This is a genomic window from Camelimonas fluminis, from assembly GCF_014656355.1.
Lineage (GTDB): Bacteria > Pseudomonadota > Alphaproteobacteria > Rhizobiales > Beijerinckiaceae > Camelimonas > Camelimonas fluminis.
In genome coordinates, this window is sequence record NZ_BNCG01000002.1 from 180,625 (window position 1) to 205,178 (window position 24,554).

Annotated in this window: 22 protein-coding genes; 13 read left to right on the forward strand and 9 right to left on the reverse strand. The window is 66.5% G+C overall.

Annotated features, from left to right (window positions below):
- Positions 1-168 precede the first annotated feature (168 nt).
- A complete protein-coding gene (locus IE243_RS04240; protein WP_191318101.1) occupies positions 169-870 on the forward strand; it encodes a nitroreductase in 702 nt (233 codons plus the stop codon).
- A 266-nt stretch (positions 871-1,136) separates the two neighbouring features.
- On the opposite strand, the gene IE243_RS04245 is transcribed toward IE243_RS04240, so the two are convergent.
- From IE243_RS04245 to IE243_RS04255, 3 genes are all read right to left on the reverse strand, one after another.
- On the reverse strand, positions 1,137-1,325 hold the full coding sequence (locus IE243_RS04245) for a DUF3008 family protein (protein ID WP_191318102.1): 189 nt from the start codon (positions 1,323-1,325) through the stop codon (positions 1,137-1,139).
- Between the two features lie 377 nt (positions 1,326-1,702).
- On the reverse strand, positions 1,703-1,966 hold the full coding sequence (locus tag IE243_RS04250; RefSeq protein ID WP_191318103.1) for a hypothetical protein: 264 nt from the start codon (positions 1,964-1,966) through the stop codon (positions 1,703-1,705).
- Positions 1,967-2,110: 144 nt separating this feature from the next.
- Entirely contained in the window at positions 2,111-2,842 is a 732-nt protein-coding gene (locus IE243_RS04255; protein WP_191318104.1) for a response regulator transcription factor, read from the reverse strand.
- A gap of 107 nt (positions 2,843-2,949) precedes the next feature.
- Between IE243_RS04255 and IE243_RS04260 the strand changes: the two genes are divergently transcribed.
- The 4 genes from IE243_RS04260 to IE243_RS04275 all read left to right on the forward strand — a co-directional run bounded on the left by IE243_RS04260 (position 2,950) and on the right by IE243_RS04275 (position 10,058).
- Complete coding sequence (locus IE243_RS04260; protein WP_191318105.1) at positions 2,950-5,094, forward strand: sensor histidine kinase; 2,145 nt, start codon at positions 2,950-2,952, stop codon at positions 5,092-5,094.
- Positions 5,095-5,343: 249 nt separating this feature from the next.
- The gene (locus IE243_RS23840; protein ID WP_191318106.1) at positions 5,344-7,704 is read left to right on the forward strand and encodes an enoyl-CoA hydratase-related protein; all 2,361 of its coding nucleotides are present in this window, start codon (positions 5,344-5,346) and stop codon (positions 7,702-7,704) included.
- Positions 7,701-8,873 (forward strand): CaiB/BaiF CoA transferase family protein, encoded by a 1,173-nt coding sequence (locus tag IE243_RS04270; protein WP_191318107.1) that lies wholly within the window; start codon positions 7,701-7,703, stop codon positions 8,871-8,873. Before IE243_RS23840 ends, IE243_RS04270 begins: the two co-directional genes overlap by 4 nt.
- Positions 8,874-9,419: 546 nt before the next feature.
- Positions 9,420-10,058 carry a TetR family transcriptional regulator gene (locus IE243_RS04275; protein ID WP_191318108.1) on the forward strand — a complete coding sequence of 213 codons (639 nt, stop codon included), beginning with the start codon at positions 9,420-9,422 and terminating at the stop codon, positions 10,056-10,058.
- Between the two features lie 30 nt (positions 10,059-10,088).
- Here IE243_RS04275 and IE243_RS04280 read toward each other — a convergent pair whose 3' ends face one another.
- Positions 10,089-11,297, reverse strand: coding sequence for a YbfB/YjiJ family MFS transporter (locus IE243_RS04280; RefSeq protein ID WP_191318109.1), 1,209 nt, complete (start codon positions 11,295-11,297; stop codon positions 10,089-10,091).
- 220 nt (positions 11,298-11,517) lie between these two features.
- Between IE243_RS04280 and IE243_RS04285 the strand changes: the two genes are divergently transcribed.
- A complete protein-coding gene (locus tag IE243_RS04285) occupies positions 11,518-12,108 on the forward strand; it encodes a TetR/AcrR family transcriptional regulator (protein WP_191318110.1) in 591 nt (196 codons plus the stop codon).
- A gap of 9 nt (positions 12,109-12,117) precedes the next feature.
- On the opposite strand, the gene IE243_RS04290 is transcribed toward IE243_RS04285, so the two are convergent.
- Positions 12,118-13,014, reverse strand: a complete 897-nt coding sequence (locus IE243_RS04290; protein WP_280514573.1) for a LysR substrate-binding domain-containing protein — start codon at positions 13,012-13,014, stop codon at positions 12,118-12,120.
- Between the two features lie 75 nt (positions 13,015-13,089).
- Between IE243_RS04290 and IE243_RS04295 the strand changes: the two genes are divergently transcribed.
- Positions 13,090-14,850: an acyl-CoA dehydrogenase family protein gene (locus IE243_RS04295; RefSeq protein WP_191318112.1), complete on the forward strand. Its 1,761-nt coding sequence runs from the start codon at positions 13,090-13,092 to the stop codon at positions 14,848-14,850.
- Between the two features lie 314 nt (positions 14,851-15,164).
- Entirely contained in the window at positions 15,165-15,947 is a 783-nt protein-coding gene (locus tag IE243_RS04300) for an enoyl-CoA hydratase/isomerase family protein (protein ID WP_191318113.1), read from the forward strand.
- Positions 15,948-16,123: 176 nt separating this feature from the next.
- Here IE243_RS04300 and IE243_RS04305 read toward each other — a convergent pair whose 3' ends face one another.
- The 3 genes from IE243_RS04305 to IE243_RS04315 form a co-directional block, all read right to left on the reverse strand.
- The gene (locus IE243_RS04305) at positions 16,124-17,038 is read right to left on the reverse strand and encodes a crotonase/enoyl-CoA hydratase family protein (RefSeq protein ID WP_191318114.1); all 915 of its coding nucleotides are present in this window, start codon (positions 17,036-17,038) and stop codon (positions 16,124-16,126) included.
- Between the two features lie 332 nt (positions 17,039-17,370).
- Positions 17,371-17,790, reverse strand: coding sequence for a PaaI family thioesterase (locus IE243_RS04310; RefSeq protein WP_191318115.1), 420 nt, complete (start codon positions 17,788-17,790; stop codon positions 17,371-17,373).
- A gap of 83 nt (positions 17,791-17,873) precedes the next feature.
- Positions 17,874-19,523: an acyl-CoA dehydrogenase family protein gene (locus tag IE243_RS04315; RefSeq protein WP_191318116.1), complete on the reverse strand. Its 1,650-nt coding sequence runs from the start codon at positions 19,521-19,523 to the stop codon at positions 17,874-17,876.
- An 84-nt stretch (positions 19,524-19,607) separates the two neighbouring features.
- On the opposite strand from IE243_RS04315, the gene IE243_RS04320 reads away from it, so the two are divergent.
- Positions 19,608-20,411: a hypothetical protein gene (locus IE243_RS04320; protein ID WP_191318117.1), complete on the forward strand. Its 804-nt coding sequence runs from the start codon at positions 19,608-19,610 to the stop codon at positions 20,409-20,411.
- Between the two features lie 159 nt (positions 20,412-20,570).
- The gene (locus tag IE243_RS04325; protein ID WP_191318118.1) at positions 20,571-21,443 is read left to right on the forward strand and encodes a thioesterase family protein; all 873 of its coding nucleotides are present in this window, start codon (positions 20,571-20,573) and stop codon (positions 21,441-21,443) included.
- Between the two features lie 121 nt (positions 21,444-21,564).
- On the opposite strand, the gene IE243_RS04330 is transcribed toward IE243_RS04325, so the two are convergent.
- Positions 21,565-22,452 (reverse strand): MBL fold metallo-hydrolase, encoded by an 888-nt coding sequence (locus IE243_RS04330; protein ID WP_191318119.1) that lies wholly within the window; start codon positions 22,450-22,452, stop codon positions 21,565-21,567.
- Positions 22,453-22,552: 100 nt separating this feature from the next.
- Between IE243_RS04330 and IE243_RS04335 the strand changes: the two genes are divergently transcribed.
- From IE243_RS04335 to IE243_RS04345, 3 genes are all read left to right on the forward strand, one after another.
- On the forward strand, positions 22,553-23,131 hold the full coding sequence (locus IE243_RS04335; RefSeq protein ID WP_191318120.1) for a rhodanese family protein: 579 nt from the start codon (positions 22,553-22,555) through the stop codon (positions 23,129-23,131).
- A gap of 24 nt (positions 23,132-23,155) precedes the next feature.
- On the forward strand, positions 23,156-23,938 hold the full coding sequence (locus IE243_RS04340; RefSeq protein ID WP_191318121.1) for a sulfite exporter TauE/SafE family protein: 783 nt from the start codon (positions 23,156-23,158) through the stop codon (positions 23,936-23,938).
- Positions 23,939-24,164: 226 nt separating this feature from the next.
- Positions 24,165-24,500: an ArsR/SmtB family transcription factor gene (locus tag IE243_RS04345; protein WP_191318122.1), complete on the forward strand. Its 336-nt coding sequence runs from the start codon at positions 24,165-24,167 to the stop codon at positions 24,498-24,500.
- The last annotated feature ends 54 nt before the right edge of the window (positions 24,501-24,554 follow it).

The following is a 24,554-nucleotide window of genomic DNA, read 5'->3' on the forward strand; positions in this document are numbered from 1 at the left end:
CTTCAGGGGATGATCCGGCGTCTGGGCGGCGCGGCGGCTGTCCCGCGGCAAGTGGCGGCCGGGCTGCGTCCAGAGCGCACCAGTTATCTGGCTGAAGCAAATTCCCGTTTCGATCTGATCGAATATTGCTACAGCCATGCACCGATAAACACGATGAGGGAGAAACTTATGACGTCACCGGTTCAGCAGGGCGCAAGCTACGAGGAGGTCGTATGTGGCCGGCGCAGCATTCGCGGCTACACATCCGACCCGGTTCCGAAGCAGCTGATCCGCGAGATCCTCGAGATCGCCATGCGCGCGCCCTCCTCGCACAACACCCAGTCCTGGAATTTCTACGTGCTGACTGGCGCGCCGCTCGATCGCATCCGGGCCGGCAATACCGAACGTAATCTGGCCGGCGTGCCCCATTCGCGTGAATTCCGGATTCGCGATGAATCCGGCGGCGTGCACCGGGAGCGGCAGATCGACATCGCCAAACAGCTCTTCGGCGCCATGGGCATCGAACGCCACGACAAGGAAAAGCGCCTCGATTGGGTCATGCGCGGCTTTCGCCAGTTTGACGCTCCGGTGTCGGTCGTCATTACCTATGACCGGGTGATGCATGGCAGCGACATCGCCCCGTTCGATTGCGGCGCCGTGGCCAACGCCCTGGTCAACGCCGCCTGGGCCCGGGGCCTTGGCTGCGTCATCAACAGCCAGGGCATCATGCAATCCCCGGTCGTGCGCGAGCATGCCGGCATCGCTGACGATCAGGTGATCATGATGTGCATCGCCATGGGCTATCCGGACGACAGCTTCCCGGCCAACAGCGTGATTTCCCGTCGCAAATCGGTCGACGAAGCCACGACGTTCGTCGGCTTCGACGACTGACGTCCGGTCGCGAAGATTTCGCGAAGATGCTGTGGCGGAAGATGCTGTAGCATCCGCGACCTGCAAAGCCCGGACTGGCGCGACGCATGTGCGGGAAACGCCATGCGTTGCCCGGGCTTTTCCTTCACCACAGGTGGTGAAGCGAACGTCGGAACAAAACGCCATCAGAGCGCTTTCCGACCAGACGGAATCGTCTGATCGATCAGAGTTCGCTCAAAACAAGGGAAGCTGGAACAATTCCCGATCCATGTAGATCGGAAATTACTCTAGTGTTTTGAAACGTGCTCCGGCTTGCCCTTGCGGCTGGTGGAGGCCATTTTTTCGAGTTCCCGTTCGCTCATCGATTTCTCCATCGATTTTGAAGCGCCGCGAAGCTCACTCTTCTTGAGATCTCCGCGCTTTGCGGCGAGGGCCGCGCCGGCGGCTTTCTGTTGGGCTGCTGATTTGGCGGGCATTTCTCATCTCCTTCACATCATTGGGTAAACCCCGAGGCCAGGGATGATGTTCCCGTAGGGATGCCCGACAGGAGATGTGAGGATGGCGCGGGCGTCAGCCGACCTGAACCCCGCTCTGGCGCTCCCATGACGACGTCTCAGTGAAGGCTCCCTGGGGGCGGCGAACCGGGGAAATTTCCCGATCCGGTGCAGCCGAAATCCAGGCCTGCCCGACGACGGCCTGCGTGAGGGCGTCGTTTCCGAAAAAAGGCCCCGCCAAGAGCGGGGCCAGTACGATGACAGAATGCAACAAAGGCTGCGCAAGCTTAACAGTATCCGGTTCCGGCTGGTTCCATCACGGATCGTTGAAGGAGCCCCGCCAGGTCGCCGGTTGCCGGTTAGCCGGCGTCCGCCATGCCGATTTCCCGCGTGATAACCTCGTTGACGATATGGCCATATGGCATGCGCATGTTCATCAGATCACGCGCGCTCAGAAGAATGCCCTGCCATTCCGCATCGGAGATCGGCCGTTCCAGTTCGCGCAAGATCCTGAACCGCCTCAGGGATTCCATGACTTTCTGGATAATCTCGCCCGTATCCTGGGTGCTGGTCGCCAACACTTCAATCTCCCGCAGGAGATAGTCAATTGTTCGCCTGGCCATCGCGCCCACCCTTCCGAGACAGCTACAGCGTCGCCATAACCGCAAAGCCTGATTAATGGCGTAAATGAGCCGCCAGGCAAGTCACTTCAACGGGTTTTCATCTGATCTGCGGCAGCGCCAGGTCGCCAGGCGGCGTGGCGCTGATCAGACCAGCGTCAGGCGCCCGGTGAAGCGCAAGCCGACCGCATGCACGGCCCGGAGCGGCAGGTCGACGCCGCCGTCGGCGGATTTCTGTCGTAGCCGACGCAGCACGGCGTCCAGGCTCCGGCTCTCGACGCTGGCGTCGCCATATCCGAGATGCTGGGCCAGCGCCAGCCGGGGCACCGTCGCGCCATCAGCCAGCGCCATCCGCTCAAGCAGCATCAACTCCCGCCCCGAAAGCGAAATCACCGCGCCGTCCGGCGCCTCCAGTTGCTGGCGCCTGGCGTCGAGCCGCCAGCCCTGCGGCGGCGCCTCATCGGCGAGTTCCTGCTGCGGGGCCCGGGCGTCGCGCACGCGACGCGCCAGATTGCGGGTCACATGCAACAGCTCCTCGCTGTCCACCGGCTTGGTGAGGTAAATGTCAGCGCCTTCGGCGTAGCCGCGCATCCGGTCGTCACGGCCCGCGCGGGCGGTGAGCATGATGACGCCGACGCCCCGCCCGGGCGCCAGATCCCGGGCCAGCTCGAAGCCGCTGACGTCCGGCAGGTTGACGTCCAGAATGGCGACGTCGAAATCGCCGCCGCGCAGCGCCCGATAGAAACCGACGCCAGAGCCCGCCTCCGTCACATCGACGCCGCTGAGCCTGAGATAGTCAGCGAGGCCCTGACGCAGATCCTCATCGTCCTCCACCAGAAGGGTGCGAACAGGCGGTTCGTCTCGCGGCGTATTTTCCATAGGTTGTGCAATCCCGGAAACGGACAGTACACACAGATAACCGGCGCCCCGGACGCCAGCCATAGCTCAACCATATAGTGGCCTGTCAATTTTCAGGAAGGCGCCCCATGCCAGGCGAAACAGCAGCGGCCGGGAACCCGATGCTGGCGATGCGCCGGCAATGGCGGCGCGTGCTGTCGCTGACGGCGCTGGCGCTGGGCCTGCTGGCGTTGCTCCTGCTGCTGGTGGCTGGCGTCGCCCGCCACGGGCAAACAGCTTCGCCTGCCGACAATGGCTTCTCACTCGCCGGTCGCGTCGGCGTTCTGGTCGACCCGCAAGGCAGGCTGACGCTTGCCCAGGCGATCGCCAGTCCAGAGCGCTTCACGCCCGCGTCGGGCGCCAGCGTCAATCTTGGCTACACGCGCAAGACCGCTTGGCTGCGCATCGTCATGGCCGCGCCGGCAGGCGAATCTGGCGTTCGCGAGGCGCTGTTGTCGCTGGCGCCAAATTTTGTCGACGAGATTGACGTTTACGTGGCGCAGAACAGGCCCGGCCTGACGGCGGCGGATTTCGTCCATTACGCCATGGGCGACCATCGCCCCCTGCCCGCGGACGCGGTTTCCGGCCTGGAGAACGTCGTTCCGGTCTCCCTGGCGCCCGGCCATGAAACCCTGGCGCTGGTTCGCATCGCCAGCGGCCATTCCGCGCTCTCCATCACCGCGTCGTTGTACCCGCCCGCGCACCATACCCGGCGGGTCACCAGCGGCGCCCTGCTTTCCGGCTTCTGGTTCGGCGGCATGGCGGTGCTGGCGGCGATCCAGGTGGTGTTCTTCCTGTTCGATCGCAAGCCGTTCTATATCCTGCTGGCTTTCAGCACCTGCGCCGCCATGATGGTCTATATGGGCAATCTGGGCGTGTCGCGCCTGTGGCTGTTTCCCCATGGCGGACGCGGCAACGACTGGTTCACTGGCGGATCCGTCTGGCTGGGCCTGTTCGCCAGCGGCGTGGCCGGCGCGAGCATCCTGGAGCTGCCGCGCCGCCACCCGGTAATCAACCGGATTTTCCAGGGGCTGGCCTGCACAGGGCTGGTGGGCGTCGGCTTCGCGCTCGCCGACGTCCATCCCGAATTCGCCGGGCCTGGCTATCTGGTCATCACCACCCTGTCGACGCTCGGCATGGTCATGGGCATTGTCGGCATTGACCGCAACGCCTCCGGCACCCGCCTGCGCGCCGCCGCCTACACCATCCTGTGGTGCGGCCTGATCATCACCATGGTGCAGCGCACCGGCATGCTTTCGCTGCCCAACTGGGTGGCGCACGCTTATGCCGTCAGCTGCCTTGTGCACACCCTGCTGCTCACTGGCTCGCTGGCGGTGCGTCTGCGCGCCGCCGAGGCGCTCAACAAATCCATGCGTGAGCAGGCGCTGCAGGCAGCCCAGGCGGCGGAGCGTCGCGCCGCTCGCCTGGTGGAAACCCGCACGGCCGAACTGGCCGAAGCAAAGCGGGTGGCCGAGGACGCCCTGCAGGCGGAGCTGGATTCCCAGGAGCGTCAGGTGCGGTTCATGGAGGTGATCTCGCACCAGTACCGCACACCCCTTGCGGTGATCCGCTCAAATGTGGACAGCATTGGCCTCAGTCTGCCGCCCGAAGACGCGGCCAACCGGGGACGCCTGGACCGGGTGCGACGCGGCATTGTCCGCCTGGTGGAGACGCTGGAAGTCAATGTGGCGCGCAGCCGTCTGCATGGCGCCGCCTTCGCCCCACAGATGCATGCGCATCCGCTGGCTGATGTGGTCGCGACCGCGGCCGCGCGCGCCGGCGACATGCTCTCCGGGCGGATCAGCCTGGAAACCACGCCCGCCGCGCGGCGGGCGACGATCCGCGCCGATGCGGAAATGCTCGAACTGGCGTTGATCAATCTGCTGGAGAACGCGGTGAAATATTCCGTCGCGAACGGGGCGCCGCCGGTCGCACTGGCCTGCGATGCGACAGGCGCCGATGCGGTCATCACCGTGCGGGACCAGGGCGTCGGCATTCCCGCCGGGGAGATCGACGCCGTCACCGCGCGCGCGGTGCGGGGTTCCAACGCCATCAACACGGAGGGCTCTGGCCTCGGCCTCTCCCTGGTTTCGCGGATCGTCGCGGCGCATGGCGGCAAGCTTCATATCGACAGCATCGCCGGCGCTGGAACCACGGTGACGATCACGCTGCCGCTGGCGTCGCAAACCGACGCGGCCGCTGATCCCGCCCGCGCCGCAATCACGGCGTCCTGAAGCCCCGGAGGCTCGCCGCTCCCTTTCCCGCTTTTCCTGCCCCCGGGCGCGCGGCGTCTGACGAATGTGGTCGCCGCGTGCGCGCTGGCGCGTTCCGCATCCGCCTGACCCATCCGCATCCAGCCGGCGTCCGCGCGCGATCCGACGCCTGGCCCCGCGATCGCGTCATGTGCATTGACGCGCCTTAAACGTTCATTTAATCGACATTTTAAATATGAATTTAAATCACATGAGGAGACAGAGCCGACCATGTTGGAAACAGATCCCCGCACTCCAGTATTGGTCGGCGTTGGCCAGATCGTTCGCCACTGGGACGGCAAGGATGTCGCGGCGGCGCCCAGCCCCCTGAGCCTTCAGGTCGACGCGGCCAGGGCCGCCCTGGCTGACAGCGGCGCGGCCGCCGCCCTGGCATCCGTGATCGACAGCGTCTTCGTCGTTCGGGCCAACCATGATTCCATGCGCAGCGTGCGCCATCCGCTCGGCCGCTGCGCCAACCCGCCGGCGACCCTGGCGGCGGAGCTTGGCCTGTCCCCCACCCGGCGCGTCTATTCAGTGGTCGGCGGCGATCAGCCCCAGGCGCTGGTGAATGAGGCTGCGGAAGCGATTTTCGCCGGCGAGGTCCGGGCGGCGCTGCTGGCCGGCTCCGAGGCGACCGCAGCCCTCAAGATGGCGCTCAGGACGAAGGCCCGGCTGGACTGGTCGCGCACTGTCGATGGCGCGTGGGAAGATCGCGGCATCGGGCCGACGCTGCTGTCCGAATACGAGATCGCCAACGGTCTTGGCATGCCAACCCAGAGCTACACGGTGTTCGAGCATGCCCTGCGCAACCGCCTCGGCCTCGACCAGACCGCCTATGTCGACCTGATGGCGGAGCTTCTGGCCGGGTTCTCGACCGTGGCGGCGCAGAACCCTTACGCGCAGTTCCCCGAGGCCCGCAGCCGTGAGTTTCTGGCGACGGAGAGCGCCGCCAACTACCGCATCGCCGATCCCTACTTGAAGTGGCATGTGGCGCAGGATGCGGTGAACCAGGGCGCCGCCCTCATTCTCACCTCGGTCGGCGCCGCGCGCGAGGCCGGGGTCGACCCCTCGAAATGGGTGTTCCTGCACGGCTACGCCGCCGCGAAGGACAGGCTGATCGTCGAGCGGCCTGATCTGTCGCGGTCGCGCGCCATGGAAGCGGCGCTGCATGGCGCGCTCAATATGGCCGGCAAGACCACCGCCGACATCAGCCAGTTCGACCTGTACAGCTGCTTCCCCTGCGCCGTGCTGATCGCCGCCGAAGCCATCGGCCTCGACTGGCGCAAGACGCCGTGCACGGTGACCGGCGGGTTGCCGTTCTTCGGCGGCGCCGGCAACAACTACTCCATGCACGCCATCGCCACGATGGCCGAGCGGATGCGGGCGTCGCCTGGGGCCTGGGGGCTGGTGCTGGCCAACGGCGGCTTCCTTTCCAAGGAAGCCGCGGGCGTCTACTCAACCACCTCGCCAGACGCATGGCGGCCGCGTCACGCCGTTGTTCCTGGCGACGACATGCAGGCCCGCATCGACGCCGCGCCGGCGCCACGCCTGCTGTCGGAGACCACCGAGGCCACCGTCGAGGCCTACACCGTCACCTGGAAAAAGGGACGTCCCTCGCGTGGCTATCTGATCGCGTCCAACAGCCGGGGGCGCATTCTTGCCCGGGTCCGCACCGGCCACCGCCCGACCCTGTACAGCCTGCACGAGGCCGACCCTGTCGGCCGGCGGGTGCGCATCGTCCATGAGAACGGCGTCAACTTCATCGCGCCGTCCCACCGTCTGTGCGAGCCCGCCCCTGCTGGCGGCCTGCCAGAGCGGCGGTTCGAGCATGTGCTTGTCCGCCGCGATGGTCATGTGCTCGAGGTGACGCTGAACCGTCCCGAGGCGATGAACGCCCTGCATAGCGCCGTTCACTTTGAACTGCATGAAATCTGGGATGAATTCGAGCACGATCCCGACCTGTGGGTCGGCGTCATCACCGGCGCCGGCGACCGGGCGTTCTGCAGCGGCAACGATCTGAAGGTCACGGCCAGGGGCGGCGACATGTCGATGCCGTCCTCGGGATTCGCCGGTCTGTGCTCGCGCTTTGATCGCACCAAGCCGGTGATCGCCGCGGTCAACGGCGTCGCCATGGGCGGCGGCCTGGAAATTGTCCTCGCCTGTGATCTCGCCGTGGCCGACAGCAAGGCGCGGTTCGCCCTTCCGGAGGTGAAAGTCGGCCTCTACGCCGCGGCCGGCGGCGTGCAGCGCCTGACGCGGCAGATTGGCCGCAAGGCGGCGATGGAGCTGATCCTCACCGGCCGCCACTTCGGCGCGGCCGAGGCGGAAGACCTGGGCGTCATCAACCAGCAGGTGGAAGACGGCCAGGCCATGGCCGCGGCGCGCGCCTTCGCCGCCCGGCTTCTGGAGAACTCACCGTCGGCGATCCGGGCCTCGAAGGAGGCGTTGAACCGGCTGGAAGAACTGGAATCGCTTGAAAAGGCGATGGAGGCCAACAACCGCATTTTCGGTCGACTGATGCGCACCCGCGATTTCCGCGAGGGCGTCACCGCCTTCGCCGAAAAACGCAAACCCCAATGGAGCGGCTCATGATCAGCGCAGCGGACGGCCAGCCGATGCTGGCGGGCGTCAAGGTCATCGACCTGACAAGCGTGGTGTTCGGCCCCTATTGCACGCACATTCTCGCGGAGCTGGGCGCCGAGGTCATCAAGATTGAAAACCCGGCCGGCGGCGACAGTTTCCGCTGGTCCGGCAAGGCCGGGAAGACGCCGGGCATGAGCCCCGGTTTCATGGCGATCAATCGCGGCAAGCAGTCGGTGACGCTCAACCTCAAGAACCCCGATGACCTCGCCTGCATGAACGCCCTGCTCAGGGAAGCCGACGTTTTCGTCTGCAACGTGCGCGGCAAGGCCATGGAGCGCTTGGGGCTGGACTACGAAACGGTCCGGGCCGCCAACCCGGGCATCGTCTACGCCCACTGCGTCGGCTTCGGTCAGGAGGGCCCCTATGCGGACCTCCAGGCCTATGACGACGTCATCCAGGCGGCGACCGGAACCGCGAGTCTGCTGCCGCGGGTCGATGGCGATCCGCGCGCCCGCTACCTGCCGTCGCTGATCGCCGACAAGGTCGCCGGCCTGCATGCGGCCTATGGGGTGCTCGCCGCCATCATTCACCGGCTCCGCACCGGCGAAGGACAGAAGATCGAAATTCCGATGTTCGAGGCCTTCTCCCACTTCATGCTCATCGAGCATCTCGGGGGGCTCACTTTTGATCCGCCCAACGGGCCTGTCGGCTATTTCCGCCAGATCGATCCGGACCGGCAGCCGTTCCCGACCAGCGACGGCTACATCAGCATCGTGCCCTATACCGATGAGGCCTGGTTCACGGTTTTCGAGACCCTGGGCAATCCGGGCTTCATGAACGATGAGCGCTTCGCCACCCGCAAGCTGCGCGGCGTGAACCTGGCGTTGCTGTACCGCGAGCTGGCGCGTCTCACCGCCGGCTTCACCACCGCCCGGTTGCTGGAGATGTGCCGCGCGGCCCAGATCCCGGCGCAGGCCGTGCGCGATATCGGCGACATCATGAATGACGCCCATCTGGCGGAAACGGAGTTCTTCTCCCGCCAGGAGCATCCGGTCGAAGGCGCGTACTACGCCATGAAGCACCCGGTGCGCTTCGCGGAGCCACTGGCCTCGGAGCAACGGCCCGTTCCGCAACTGGGCGAGCACACCCAAAGCGTGCGCGCGAAAGCCGGGTCCTGAGGGCGAGAGCTTTTGCGCGCCGGCAAAAAGACGGTCTCCGCCAGCATCCGCTGATGCCGGCGGGGGCTGGCGACGCCGCCGGGCGTGAGTAACAGTTGGGGGGTGCGCCAGGGGGGGCCAGACGCCTGGTTCTGGTGACGCGCCGCCTCTACCCGGCTGTGAAACCGGACGGCGGCGCCATCGCCGGAACGCGCTTGCTCGGGTAAAATCCGCTCACACTGAACCGGATGTCGTTCTATCCATTTGAGGTTACGCGCCTTCCCGACGTGAGGCGGCGTCCGGTTTGCTGGAAAACGCTCCATCTCTTTGCATTTGACGCGTTATCTTCACGAAAACTGGGCTCCACTTTTCTCGAGAATGCTCTAGTGGTCTGTTTCCGACGTTCGCATCCTTCGATACGGAGCGGCGGAGCGAATGTCAGAAACAGGAAGACCACCAGCAACCCGTTGATTTCGTGATGAAAACCATGAGTTTAACGGTTACTCGCCTCATGATGTGAAGGTGGATGCAAATGTTAAATTCGTTCCACCAGCCGACAGGTTACAGATGAAGCCTGCTCCCGCCCTGCTGCAACAGACTCCGCAACGCATCGTTGAGGCGGCGCGATCGCTGATGACCGAACGCGGGGTGCTCGAAGTGTCCCTGGCCGATATTTCGGAGCGGGCCGGCTCCAATGTCGCCCTCGTCAGCTATTATTTTGGCAATCGCGAAGGGCTGATGCTCGCCATTGTCGAGGCAGACGCCGAACAGGCGGCCGCCCATCTGGAGCGCCTGCTGGCGGCGGACATCACGCCGGCCGCCAAGATCGCCGCGCATGTCCGGGGTCTCGTCGAAGCCTATTACGCCCGCCCATATCTGCACCGCCTGCTGCAAAAACTGCTGCGCGAGGGCTCCCCGGCCGCCTCCGCCAGGGTGGCTGAAACCCTGGTCCAGCCTGTTGCCGAGGCGCGGCGGGCCATCGTCGCCGAGGGCGTGGCGCAGGGGACCTTCCGCCCGGTTGACCCGGGCCTGATCGGCTTCGCCATCGACGGCGCCTGCGCGCATATCTTCTCCTCCGAGCAGTCCCGGCGCACCATTCTTGGCGACGGCGCCCTGGACCACGCGCTGGTGCGCCGCTACGCCCGGGAGGTTTCAGAGCTTGTCGTCAATGGACTGACAGTTCCGTCGCCGGCCCCAGCCAGCTGACGCAGGCGACAGCGCGATCGCGTCAGCGCCTCAGCGGGCCGGCGGGCGTTGCAGCAGGTTGGCGCAAGCGGCCGCTCCGAGCAGGATTGGCGTCGTCCAGAAGCCTGCCGCGACATTGCCGGTGGAGTCGGAAATGGCCCCGCCAATGATCGGCCCGACAGCCTGCCCGAAGGCGAAGGACACCGTGAGCAGCGAGATCGCCGCTGTCCAGGATCCGGGCGCCAGCTGACGCTGGACCACGATGGTGATCGACGAGGGGCCGGCCATGAAGCTGCCCCCGAATATGACCGCCGACAGGAACATCGCCGCCGGTCCGGGATAGAGCAATACCGGCAAGGCGCCGATCATGGCGATGGCGAACACCAGAGCCGGCCCCCGCCCATCATCGAAGGCGCCGAGCACCCTGCCCCAGATGAGATTCGAAACGGCTGAAACGGCGCCCAGCACGAACCAGAACCAGATCATCTGACCGCTGCTGCCGCCCTGACTCTGCAGCAGCACCATGATGAAGGTCATGTAGCCGACGTAGCCAGCGCCGAAGAGGCCATAACCAATGACGGTGGGCGCCAGCTGGCGCAACTGGCCCCTGTCGAGCGTCGCCGCCGCGCCGCCGGCCGGCTCCCTGATGCGGCGCGCCGCGGCCCAGGCAAATGGCAGACCGATGACGCCCAGGACGCCCAGCGCCGCCCACGCCTGGGGCCAGCGGTGCGTCCCCTCTTGCAGCACGAACGGAACCACCGCTCCGGACAGCAATACGGCGATGCTGACGCCCGCCACATAAAGGCCGACCAGCAGGCCGCGTCGACGCGGATTTTCCGCCGGGCAGATGGCGGAGGTCAGCGCCGCGCCGAGGATGAATGTGAACGCCGTTGAAAACCCGCCCAGCGTGCGCAGGGCGAACAGCGCCAGAAAATTGCCAGTGACGGCGGTGAGCAGCAGGATCAGCACGCTGACCGCGTAACCGGCGATGAAGGCGCGCGCCGCGCCCCATCGGCGCGCCGCAAGGGCGGCGACAAGAGCGCCGCCGATGTAGCCGGCGCCGTTGGCCGTGTTGAGCGCGCCAGCCTCCACATAAGTCCAGCCAAGATCGGCGCGCATGGGCGGCAGAAGCAGGCCATAAGCGAAGCGCGACAGGCCGAGGGCCACGGCGGCGCCGGCGGACAGGCCCAGCGCGGTCAGGACCTGGCCACGAAACCGCGAGGCTGCTTCACCGCTCTCCGACGTAACCTCAAGGCTCATGGCGCCCTCCCGTTCACGGCAACCGCCGATCGGCAACGCTTTGTCATCCTGAAACAACCCGCGCCCCATGCGCAAAACGTCGCGACGCTGGCGCGATCGAGGCCGGGTGGCGCACGCTTCCTGCAACCGGAGCCGGCTCTGGAGACCCGGAGCGCGGTCTGCTATCTTTGACAAGCATGTCATTTTTGACATGAGTGTCAATAACCATCCGGAGGCGGGTTTGGCTGGCGTCAGGCAGTTTGACGAGGACACCATGCTGGAAGACGCGCTGGCGTTGTTCTGGAGCCGGGGCGTCGCCGCCACCTCCATGGTCGATCTGGCGAACGCGACGGGCGTGCAGCGGGGATCGCTTTACAACGCCTATGGCGACCGGGAAGCAATCTTTCTGCGCGCCTACGATCGCTACGCGGAGCGTTTTCTGGAGAGCGCGCGGGCCAGCCTGACGGGCGACGACGCCGGCCATATGCTGCGCCGCCTGTTTGACTCCGTGATCGACAGCATGTTCGCGGGGGAAACGGCGCGCGGCTGCCTGACGACCCGCACGGCTGGCGATGGCAGCCTGGCGAGCCAGCCAATCCGCGAGCGCATCCGCCACATGCTGGGCGATTTCATCGCCATTGTGACGGAGGCGCTATCGCGGCCAGGCGTTCCGGAGCAACTGACGCTGGAGCCGGCGCAAGCAGCGGAGCTGGTGGTCACATTCACCCGTGGCCTTGCGGTGATGGAGCGGGTTTACGGTGACCGGGACGCCCTTCTGCGAAGCGCCGGCAGCCTGATCAGCGCCATCGCGCCAGACGCGAAGAGACCGTGACGAAGCCCGTCAGGCGTCCTGCATCTGGCCGAACGACGGCAGGCGTTCACGCAGAAAACTGACGAAAGCGCTCACGGCTGCATCGCCCTCGAAGCGCGCGTCATATTGCAGGACGAAGTAGCGCGTCGTCGGCCGCACAACGGGATGCGCGACCACGATATGGCGCGTGGCGAGGTCAACCGGCAGCAGCGCCTCGATGGCCATGGCGCATCCAAGGCCCGCCGCCGCGGCTTCAATGGCCATGCCGATGCTCTCGAAGCCGCCGCCATTCTGGGCGGACATGGCCCCGAAGCCGGCGTGATCAAGCCAGCGTCGCCAGTCGTCCGGCCGCGCCCGGGCGTGAAGCAGCGGCGTGGCCGGGAAATCCACCGCGCCATGCTTCAGCCATTCGGGCGCACAGACCGGAAGCGTGCGAATGGGAGCCAGCAGCAGGGTAACCAGCCCGGCGCGCGGGGCCGCGTCGGACACGGCGATGACGGCGTCGAAACGGCCGGGCAACAGGTCCAGCGGGTTCAGGCTGGTGTGGAGATCGATTTCGAGATCCGGATGGGCGGCGCGCAGGGCTGGCCAGAGCGGCAGCAGCATGCGCGATGCGAAGAAGCCGTAGGCGCCAATGGCCAGGCGACGGAAACGGCGCAGCTTCAGGCCGCCGGCCGCGTCGGCGATGCGGTCCAGCCCCTCGCGCGTGGCCTCCGCCAGGGTTTCGCCAGCCGGCGTCAGGACCAGACCCGAGGGACGGCGGACGAACAGCGCCGTCGCCATGTGCTCCTCCAGCGACCGGATGTGACGGCTGACGGCGCCCGGCGTCACCCCCAGTTCGCCGGCGGCGCGGGTCATCGAAAGATGGCGCGCCACGGCCTCGAAGGCACGAACGGCGTGCAGAGGAGGCAATCGTCGCCATGACATGGATTGAGTTTAACTCAAGGCGATGGGCGAACAAGTCGTTTGGCCGCGCCGGTGCGCCGCCCCTAAGCTGGCCCCATGAACGCGCCCCAATCTCCATACGCCCTGGCCTCGCGAACCGCGAGCGCCCGGCGTTCCGAAGCGCTGGCTCCGACCACGCGCGGTCTCAATTACTTCGATATCGACGGCAGCCTGCGCGCGCTGGCGCCGCTGTATATGGAAGAAAAGCTGCTGGCCCACCTGACGCCGCATCTGTCGGCGCTGGGCGAACTGGCGGGCAACCGGCTGTCGGACCTTTCCGAAACGGCCGAGCGCCGCCAGCCGGTGCTGCACCCGCGCGACGCCAGAGGGCGCGACGAGGAGTGGCTGGAGTTCCACCCCGCCTATCATGAGATGGAACAGATCGCCTTCGGGCAGTTCGGCATGCACGCCATGAGTAACCGTGGCGGCGTCATGGGCTGGCCGGAGCGCATGCCCGCCATCGCCAAATATGTCTTCCACTACCTCTTCTCGCAGGCGGAGTTTGGCCTGCTGTGCCCGGTCAATCTCACCGACAGTTCGTCAGAGCTGGTGCGCCGTTTCGGCGACGACGATGTGAAAGCGCGCTACCTGGACCGCATGTGGAGCCAGGACATGGGCGAGTTGCTTCGCTGCGCCCAGTTCATGACGGAGAAGGCTGGCGGATCCGATGTCGGCGCCGGCGACCTGACCGCCGTGCGCGATGGCGATCACTGGCGGCTGTGGGGCGAAAAATGGTTCTGCTCCAACGTCGACGCCGAGCTGGCGGTTCTGCTGGCGCGCCCGGAAGGCGCCGGGAGCGGCGGGCGCGGGCTTGGCCTGTTCCTGATGCCGAAAACCCTGCCGGACGGTTCACGCAACGGCTACCGGATCGTGCGGCTGAAGGACAAGCTCGGCAGCCGCACCATGGCCAGCGGCGAAATCGTGTTTGAGGGCGCGGTCGCATATCAGCTTGGCGAACTCGACCAGGGCCTGAAGCAGATGCTGGTCATGGTCAATTCCAGCCGCGTGTCCCACCTGGCCCGCGCCGCGGGCATGATGCGGCGCTGCCTCAACGAGGCGTTCCAGGCCGCGCGCCATCGCAACGCCTTCGGCAAGGCGGTGATCGATCATCCGCTGATGCGCCGCCAGATGCTCAAGCTGATGGTTCCGACGGAGCAGGCGCTCTCCGCCCTGCTCTACGCCGCCACCGCGCCGGAAACAGCGCTGCGGCTGCTGACCCCGATCGCCAAATATCGCGCCTGCCGCGACAATGTCACGGTGGCCACCGGCGCCATGGAGGCGCGCGGCGGCAACGGCTATATTGAGGACTGGCCCAACGCCCGCTTGGTGCGCGACGCCCACCTCGGCCTGATCTGGGAGGGCACCAGCAATATCAACGCCCTCGACGCCATCCAGCGCGCGGTTGGCAAGGTCGCGGCGCATGGGGCGTTGCGCGATGATCTGAACGCCAGGCTGGAGCAGACCCCCGGCCTGCCCGGTCAGTTCCGCACCCGGCTGGATGGGGTCATGGGCGAAGCCTTCCGCTTCGCCGAAGAGGTGGCCCGGCATCCGGACAACGAACGGTTCTGCCGCGTGGCCGCTGGCAAGCTCTACCACGCGACGACCGCCGCACTGATGGTCAGCGAGGGGCTGGCCATCGCGGCGGCGGGCGGCGACGCACGACGGCTGCTGCTGGCCAGGTTCGTGCTTGAGCACCGCCTCGGCCGTTCTGATCCGGCGTCGCTCGACGCCCTGCGCTGGGAGGATGAGGCGACCGACCTGCTGCTCGACGACGCGCCCGTGTCGCTGGCGCAGGCGGCGTCGCTCCTGGTGGCCTGAGGGGCGCCGTTCCCGCCTCATGCACAGCGCGCGCCCGGAGCATTTTCCGGTCCATGTTGATCGGATAGTGCTCCGGCTTGGCTTGTTTTGAGCGCTTTCCTGGCGATCCGGCAATTCCGTCTGATCGCCAGGCGCTCGCCAGGCCCGCGTTGTCATGCGAACCAGCCGGCGGCGGCGTCCGTTTTGCCGGAGGAGCGCCTGCCTGGCGCCGGGCGCTGGCCGCGAATTTTCGCCGCCAGCCCTTGTCGCGACGGCGCGACGGCCTGACAGTCTGGCCGGACCAGCACAAGAATAACGGAACAGGAAGAAACGACGTGAGCAACGGATCCGACAACGTCAACTACAGCGTCAGCAATGGCGTGGCGCGCATCGCGCTTGCCCGCCCCCCGGTCAACGCCCTGACCATCCCGCTGCTCAAAAGCCTGATTGGCGCCCTGCAGCGCGCCTCTGCCGATCCGGCCGTGCGGGTCGTGCTGCTGGCCAGCGACGTTCCGGGGCGCTTTTCGGCCGGGCTCGATCTGCCGCTGATGCTCACCGCCTCGCCCGATGAGGTGCGCCAGACCCTGCAGGACCTCTACATCAATCTCCATGACGCCCAGCACAATCTGGGGAAACCCTCGGTCGCTGTCATCAATGGCACGGCGCGCGGCGGCGGCATGACCCTGGCCATCTCCTGCGACATCATCATCGCCGCCGATGACGCCACCCTGGGCTATCCGGAAATCGATCTGGGCCTGCCGCCGGCGATCCATTTCGCTCATTTGCCGCGCATCGTCGGTCGCCACCGGGCGTTCGAACTGCTGTTCACCGGCCGCTCCTTCACGCCCCAGGAAGGCCGCGAACTGGGCCTTGTCAGCCGCATCGTTCCCGCGGATGAACTGGACGCGGCGGCGGGGCTGCTGGCAGAGGAGCTGGCAGGCAAGCCAGCGCGCGGCGTCACCATGGCGCGGGCGGCGTTCATGCGCCAGAACGACCTCGACTATCGCCGCAGCATCGCCGTGGCGGTGGAGGATTTCTGCAACGCCTTCGCCATCCCTGAAGCGCGGGCTGAGCTGGAGGCGTTCGCCCGGCGCAAGGGCAAGCTGCCCGCCGCCTGACGAGGACGCCGGCGGCCAGGCGGAGCCGCCAAAGGACGCGACATCCGTCCGGGCGGAGCTGCGCCCGGATTGCCGGTGGCAGGCGCCGTTTGCCGCGACCTATCCCGACCGCCAGGGGCCGGGATATGTCAAGCCGTGTTGCGTCGCGCCGGCGGGCTTCCCGGCGGGACGCCCTGTCAGGCGGACTGCTTTGCAGCCGCCTGGGCGTCGAGCTCGCGGATGGCGGCGCGGGCTTCCTCACCCTCGGGGATCGGCTGGCCGCCGTCGCGCCAGGCGATGGCGTCCTTGAAGCCGTGCTGCTGGGCGTACCGGCGGAACCACAAACCTTCCGGATTGTGGCGGGTGATGCCGTCGAACAGCGTGGCCATCATCTGGCTCTGCTCCAGGCCCATGTTCAGCATCACCTGATTGACCACCAGCTTGTGCATGGCCAGATGGCTTTTTGGCACGCCGGCGATGCGCGCGGCCAGCTTGATGGTCGCGGCTTCAAGCTCCGCCGCCGGAACCGCCACATTGGCCAGGCCCCATTCGGCGGCCGTGGCCCCTGAGATGATGTCGCCGGTGAACATCAGTTGCTTGGCGCGGATCGGGCCGAGACGGTAAGTCCACATGGCCGTGGTCGGGCAGCCCCAGACGCGGGTCGGCATGTAGCCGATGCGGGCGTCATCGGCCGCCACCAGCAGATCGCACGACAGGGCTATGTCCGTGCCGCCGGCCACCGCCGCGCCATGCACCTTGGCGATGGTTGGCTTGGAGCAGCGCCACAGGCTCATGAAATCCTCGGTGTTCCGCTTCATGTAGGCGTAGTCCACCATGGGATCCCAAGGGTAGCTTTCCTGCTGGCATGGATGCTCGATCACCTGCTCGGCGGAGCTGGCCAGATCGTAGCCGCCACAGAACCCCTTGCCAGCGCCCTCAACGATAATGACGTGGGTCTGCTCATCGGCCTCCGCCCACGCCACCGCCGCGCGGATTTCACCGGGCATGGCGTCGCTGATGGCGTTCATCCGCTCCGGCCGGTTGAGCAACAGCCGGGCGATGCGCGGATTTTGGGGATCGTGATCTATGCGCAGGGTCGAGAATTCAGGCATCTGGGCATCCTCCCGTATGTGGTTTATGGGCCCGGTCGTGGGTCGGCGTGGCGACGGCGCTTTCTGGCGGGCGGCCTGGCTTGCGGCTCGCTGCTCCGCTGTTTCTGGGGCTGCTGCTTCTGGGCTGGCCAAACCCCGGCAGGACGGCGTGGTCCGGATTGTTCGGCCAGGGCGGACGCGCGACGCGATCAACGCGAAGGCGCCGCGCACGGGCGTTGCCGCGGTGTCTTCGCCAAGTCTGTTCGCCCGGTCTGTTCGCCCAGCCTGTCCGCCTTCCGCCGGAAGCCTCTTTCGGGAGCCTTCCCCGGGAGCGCGAACGACGCCGGGCTGGCTCACCGAGGTTCGCTGATAGCGGTGATCGTGCCCTGGGCGACGGCGCAAAGCTTCTCACCGTCGGCGTCGATACAAAAGATATCGCAACGGCAAACGGCCTGACGTTTGCCAGCGTGCACGACGCCGGCGCGCGCCGACAACCTGGCGCCGAGCGCCGGCCGGACGTAATTGATCTTGAATTCTGAGGTGACAACCGCCTGCCCCAGGGCGTAGCCGCCGGCGAAGGTCAGGGCGTTGTCGGCGGCGTAGGACACCACGCCGCCATGCACGAAACCGTTCTGCTGCCTGATCTCGTCGGTCACAGGGAGTTGCAGTTCGACGCCGTCATCGGCGTAGCGGACAAGTTCAGCTCCGATCAAGCGGCTGAAGGGCTGGGATTGCAAGACCTGCCGGGCTACAGCGAACGTGACGTGGGACATGGCTCTGCCTCCTGAATGTCGCCCCCCCAATTTCCCGATTTCCCGCGCGCCAGGCGAAACCGCTCTCGCCTGACGCGCATCGCTCAAAGCGACGGATGCCGCGCCAGAATGCTCCGGACGTCGACGCTGGCCGGAATCGCGCCAAAGGTGCGGCCGCTGGCGCCATTGATGCGGGTATCGACAAAAGCGTCCGACACGGCGTGCGGCGCGTGCTGCAGCAGCACGGCGCCCTGAAGCATAAGCGCCATGCGTTCGGCGTTCATGCGGGCGTCCCGTTCCTGCGAGCCGGCGCGCAGGCGCTCGACCAGCTCCGTGCTGGCGCGATCGAAGACGGCGTTGAGCCCCCTGGCCCGGTCCAGTTCGGCGGCGAAGGCGTCAAGCGACGCGGGCTCACGCGCCAGGGTGCGCATGATGTCGAGGGCGATAACGTTGCCCGAGCCTTCCCAGATGGCGTTGAGGGGCGCCTCGCGATACAGGCGCGGCATCATGCCTTCCTCCACGTAACCGGCGCCGCCGTGGCACTCCATGCATTCGTAGACGAAGTTGGCGTTGCGCTTGGTCAGCCAGTATTTGCCGACGGCGACGGCGAGGCGGGCGAACGCTTTTTCCGCCCCGTCGGGGGCGTCGAAGGCGCGGGCGACGCGCATGGTCAGCGCCACCGCCGCCTCATATTCCAGCGCCAGATCGGCCAGAACGCCCTCCATCACCGGCTGGTCGGCAAGGGTTTTCTGGAAGGCGCGACGGTTGCGGGTGTGATGCAGCGCCTGGGCCAGCGCCATGCGCATGATGCCAAGGGTGCCAGCCATGGTGTCGAGGCGGGTGTGGTGCACCATATCGATAATGACGTTGACGCCACGCCCTTCCTCGCCGAGCAGTTCCGCGTACGCGTCGTGATACTCGATCTCGCTGGAGGCATTGGACTTGTTGCCGAGCTTGTCCTTCAGGCGCATGACCTGCATCGTGTTGCGCTCGCCGTCCGGCTTGATGCGCGGAACGAGGAAGCACGACAGGCCGCGATCGGTATAGGCCAGGGTGAGGAAGGCGTCGCACATGGGCGCCGAGCAGAACCATTTGTGGCCAACCAGCCGGAAACTGCGGCGCGCCTCGTCAAGCGGCCAGGCGCGGGTGGAATTGGCGCGCACGTCGCTGCCGCCCTGCTTCTCGGTCATCGCCATGCCGATGGTCACGCCGGATTTTTGCTGGAACGGCCGCAGCCTGGCGTCATAAGATCCGCCGATCAGCCGGTCGAGCCATGGCTGGGTCACCTCGGGCGACGTCCTCAGGGCGGGCACCGCGGCGTAGGTCATCCCGACCGGGCACAGCACGCCCGCCTCGGCCTGGGTGAACACGGCGATCATCGCGGCGTGCGCCACATGGCCGCCACGCGCCTCCTGCCGCCAGGGCAGATCATGCAGGCCATGCTTCATCGCCAGCGCCATCAGCTCATGATAGGCGGGGTGGAAGCGCGCCTCGTCGATGCGCCGGCCATATCGATCGAACTGCGCCAGCTCCGGTGGAAACCGGTTGGCCAGGGCGCCCAGCTCCAGCACGCGCTCCGAGCCCATATCCGCGCCAAGCTCCAGCAGCGGTTTCTCCGCCCACTCGCCGGCTTCCCGGGCGACGGCCTCGCGCAGCGGCGTGTCGATCGCATAAAGGTTGACGTCGGCGAATTCCGGCGGCTGGTTGGCGACGTCGTGCGTGGCAAGACTGGTGCGGGGCGCGTAGACGGACATGGATTCCTCCAGGGGCAAGCAGCGCGGATCAGGCAGAGTGGATCTGTGGGCCGGCCAGATGTCGTTTCGAGAAAGTTGCTAAATTTGTCTGATCCTGTCAACAATCGCAACAAAGAGAAGATCTCCGCCCGCGCCCTTGTGCTCGACCTGTTCACCACGGGCGTGCGCAACACGCTGTCCTCCAACGATATTCGCAAGATCGGCCACGCCTTTGGGCTGAGCGATCTGGCGTTGCGCACGGCGCTCACGCGGCTGCGGGCCGAGGGCAAGCTGAGCACGGCTGGTCGCGGGATCTACGCGGCGGGCGCCATGGAGGACCCGGTGCGCGAACGGGCCGCGGTGTGGCGAACCCATCCGCGGCGGCGCATTGCCTGGGACGGAAGCTGGATCTGCGCCGCCATCAAGCCGACCAGCCTGCCGCGCACCCGCTGGCGCCGCACGCAATGGGCGCTGGAATTCAATGGTTTCCGGCAGGATGAAACCGGGATGTGGGTGCGGCCCAACAACCTGCGCGGCGGCGCCGGGCAGATGGCCGGCGATCTGGTCGCCCTCGGCGCCGCCAGCGCCATGCTGACGGCGCAGCTGGATCACGTATCGCCGGCCCATGCACGGCGGTTCGGCGCGCTGTGGGATCGCGACGGCCTTGCCCGTTCCCACGAGGACGCCATCGGGATGCTGGAGCGCTCGCTGCAGCACATGGGCGCTGGCGAGGCCGCCGCCGTCGAGACCTTGCTGACCGGGCGCGAGGCGATACGGCGGATTTTGCGCGATCCGCTGCTGCCGGCGGAAATCGCCGAAACAGCGACCCTCGACCGGCTCGTCGCCTGCATGGACGCCTATGACGCTTTCGGGCGCAGCGCCTGGACGGATTTCATGGATCAGCTTTGATGCGGCGCGCCTGCATCGGACGAAACGCCCTCCGGCTTGACTCCGGGCGGCGGCGGGAGGAAGGACGTGGCGTCCCATCCCTGCCCCAGCGTGTTTCGATGATGACCGCGCCCGGGCGGAAATGTTGCGTCTTTCTCAGGTTCAGAAACTCCAGACACGATGTCAGAAACAGAAAACCAGTCTCCGGAATCGTCGCCAGAAGCCTACTTCATCCAGCAGGGCGACCTGTTCGTTCCCACGAAACGGAGCCTTGGATACTGGCTGGACAACACGCTGACCGGCCCGGCCGTCGCCAGCCTGCTGGCCTGTTGCCTGGAGCGGGAGTTCGGTGGTCCAGACTACATCGTGACGCGGTATTGCGTTGACCTGCTCGGCATGATCCGGGCCGAGCCGTTCAGCGTGGAAACCCGGATGCTGCGCAGCGGCAAGCGGCTGCAACTCGCCGAGGCGTCAATCAGCGCCAACGGCCAGTTGCTGGCCCGGGCCAGCGCCCAGTTCATCCGCAAAACCGAAAACCCGGACAACCCGACCTGGCAGACGCCGGCCTGGCGCTCCCCCCTGCCAGACGAGCTGGAGCCGGGAAAAGGCTATGGCCTTGCCGCCGTCAAACCGGTTGCGGCGGAACATGCGCGCATCGACCGGGTCGCGCCCGACGCGACGGACAGCGGCCGGGGCAACGCGCAGGTGCTTGGCCCGATGGCCCCGGTCGCCTGCCGCCAGGCCTGGTTCCAGCCCCAGCGTCTGGCGATTGCCGGCGTACCGCTGACGCCGTTCATGCGCGCGGCGATGATGGGCGACATGACCAGCCCGATGACCCACAGCAGCGAATTCGGCATCGATTTCATCAACACCGATTTCACCCTGTATCTGCACCGCGAACCCGTGGGCGAATGGATTGGCCTGGAGCTGGTCAGCCACAACGCGCGGGACGGCGTGGGCATCGGCGGCTGCTGGATGCATGACGTTGAAGGCGTGCTCGGCACGGTGAACCTGTCCGCCATCGCCCAGACCCGGCGCAAAAACGCCGCATGAAACCGCGCCGCGCAAGGCGGCGGAAGCGCCCGATCCGGCAAACCCGCTCCCCGGCCAAGGGGAGACAGGCCCGCCGTTCATCCGGGATCGCGGCAGCCGTCCATGATGAACGGGTCGGGCGCTACGCTGAAGCGCCGTCGGCGCCCTTCATCTTCACCGGAATTTTCAGGTATCGCACGCCATTGGCCTCGGCCGGCGGAAACCGGCCGGCGCGGATATTGGTCTGGATTGACGGCAGCAGCAGGCGCGGCGCCGACAGCGTGGCGTCGCGGGCGTTGCGCATGCTGACGAAATCTTCCTCCGTGACGCCCTCCCTCACATGCACATTGCCGGCGCGTTGCGCCGCCACGGTCGTTTCCCAGGCATAGGCGTCGCGGCCTGGCGCCTTGTAGTCGTGACACATGAACAGGCGCGTTTCCGCCGGCAACGCCAGCAGACGCCTGATGGACCGGTAGAGCTGGCGGGCGTCGCCGCCAGGAAAATCAGCCCGCGCCGTGCCGTAATCCGGCATGAACAGGGTGTCGCCAACGAAAACCGCGTCGCTGATGCGCCATGATACGTCGGCCGGCGTGTGGCCCGGCGTGTGCAGGGTCTCCACCTCCAGTTCGCCGATGCGAAACCGCTCGCCGTCCCTGAACAGATGGTCGAAATCGCGCCCGTCCGCGTGCAGGTCTTCCGCGTTGAACACCGGCCGGAATATCCGCTGCACGTCGCGAATGTGTTCGCCGATGCCGATTTTCGCGCCGGTTCTGACCTTGATCCATGGCGCGCCGGACAGATGGTCCGCGTGGGCGTGCGTCTCCAGCACCCATTCAATCCGGTAACCGGCGGCGGCCGCCGCCTTCAGAATGGTTTCAACCGAGCGCGTATCAACCGCGCCGGAGGGATGGTCATAGTCCAGCACCGGGTCGATGACGGCGGCGGCTTTCGTCACCGGATCAGCCGCCAGATAGCTGACGGTGTTGGTGGGCTCATCGAAAAACGCCTGAATGATGGGTTGGACGGACATGCAGGGCCTCTTCCTGAATGGCTTTGCGAAAAGGATATTGACAATATATAAGAATTAACTAAATAAGCAATATCTTAATTAACAACCCTGCGAGGCCGCCATGTCTCCGACCACCGCATTCCTGCCCGCCATCTCCCCTGAACGCGCCCGGCGCCTGCTGCAGGAGGGCGCGATCCCCGTCGATATCCGCGAAGCGGACGAGCACGCCCGGGAGCATATTCCCGGCGCCCACTCCCGCCCTCTTTCATCGTCGGCGTCGCCCTTGATCACGCCCAGGGGCGCTGCGGTTATTTTCCATTGCCGCAGCGGCATGCGCACGGCCAGCGCCGCCGACCAGCTGGCCGCCGGAATTGCGCCAGGTTGCGAGGCTTATGTCCTCGAAGGTGGCCTGGATGCGTGGAAAAAAGCCGGCCTCCCGGTCGCGACGGATCGCAGCCAGCCGCTGGAAATGCAGCGCCAGGTGCAGATCGGCGCTGGCTCCATGGTGCTGGCCGGCGTGTTGCTTGGCTTTCTGGTTTCGCCAGGGTTCTTCGCCCTGTCGGGCTTGGTCGGGGCTGGCCTGATCATGGCCGGAGCGACCGGTTTCTGCGGCATGGCCCGTCTGCTGAGGCGCGCGCCATGGAACCGGGCGCTACGTCCGGCGAAGGCGGCTTCATGCTGCGCCTCGCAGAAAAACTGATGACGCCGGCCGGGGAATCACGCCATGACGCTGACCCTGCTTGACGCGGGAACGGGCCTGGGCGCCGGCGGCCTGGTCGGCTTCACGCTCGGACTTGTTGGCGGCGGCGGCTCGATTCTCGCGACGCCGCTGCTGGTGTATCTCGCCGGAGTCGCCAATCCGCATGTCGCCATCGGCACGAGCGCGGTCATCGTCACCGTCAACGCCTTCGTCAACCTGCTCAACCACGCCCGGGCCGGAAACGTGAAATGGCGCTGCGCCGCAGTATTTTCCGTGGCGGGCGTCGCCGGCGCGGCGGCGGGCGCGGCCTTCGGCAAGTCGATCAGCGGCGCCCGATTGCTGGCGTTGTTCGCGGCGCTGATGCTGGCGACAGGCGTGATGATGCTGCGCGATCGCGCCGCCGCCGGCGAGCCATCCGTGCGTCTCAACCGGAGTAATTTTCCGAAGCTGGCGGCTACCGGCGCCAGCGCCGGAGCGCTATCCGGCTTCTTTGGCATTGGCGGCGGCTTTCTGATCGCCCCCGGGCTGGTCGCGGCCACGGGCATGCCGCTGGTGTTCGCGATCGGTTCGTCCCTGGTGGCGGTCACCGCCTTTGGCCTCACCACAGCGATCAGCTACGCTGTCTCCGGTCTGGTGGACTGGCGACTCGCCGCCCTGTTCATTGGCGGCGGCGTTATCGGCGGCCTGCCAGGGGCCTGGGCGGCGCGGCGGCTGGCCGCCAGCAGGGGCGCCCTGAACCGGATGTTCGCCGTCATTGTCATGGCCGTGGCCCTGTTCATGCTGGCGCAGGCGTCGGGGCTGCACTAGAGCGTTTTCCGACCAGACGGAATCGTCTGGTCGATCAGAATTCGCTCAAAACAAGCGAAACTGGAGCAATCCCCGATCCATGTAGATCGGGAATTGCTCCAGAGCATTTTCGAGAAAAGCAGAGCCCACGTTTGTCAAGTTACAGAGGCGGAGCATGTTGGGTGAACTGGTTCTCACCGAAATGCTCCAGGCAACGGGTCAGGGCAGCCTGGGAAGCGAACGGCACATGTCACATCCACAGATGGCGCTCGACGCCTTTGAGCGACAGGCTACGGACGTCGCCAATGTCCTGCGCGCGCTCGCCAACGAGCGAAGGCTCATGATCCTGTGCAAGCTGGTGGAATGGGGCGAGGCCAACGTCACCACCCTGGCCGAGGCGGTTGGCCTGTCGCAGTCGGCGCTGTCGCAGCATCTGGCGCGTATGCGCGATGAAGGCATTGTCGCCACGCGTCGGGAAAGCCAGACGATCTGGTACCGGATCGCCGATCACCGTATCGAGCAGTTGTTCAACACCCTTTACCAGCTGTATTGCGCCGCCCCGGACGGGGCGACAGGCGACTGAGCCGCGCGAATTCCGTTCACGCTGAACGGCCGTTCGGCTGCCGCTGCCCGATTG